At 52.1% G+C, this 211-nt stretch carries 1 rRNA gene; it reads right to left on the bottom strand.

The features are described from left to right. A 23S ribosomal RNA gene (locus tag LCF57_RS08035) occupies positions 1-211 on the bottom strand; the annotation flags it as partial.

Below are 211 nucleotides of genomic sequence, written 5' to 3'. Positions count from 1 at the left end.
TCACTGTCTGACTCCCGGAACTAAATCTATGGCATTCGGAGTTTGACTGAGCTTGGTAACCCTTGCGGGCCCCGCACCCAATCAGTGCTCTACCTCCACGATTCTTTTTTCCGAGGCTAGCCCTAAAGCTATTTCGGGGAGAACCAGCTATCTCCGGGTTCGATTGGAATTTCTCCGCTACCCCCACCTCATCCCCGCATTTTTCAACATG

The organism is Paenibacillus sp. BJ-4 (assembly GCF_020404765.1).
Lineage (GTDB): Bacteria > Bacillota > Bacilli > Paenibacillales > Paenibacillaceae > Paenibacillus.
Note: the sequence above shows the minus strand (reverse complement) of the source record. Positions and strands in the feature narration are given on the sequence as shown.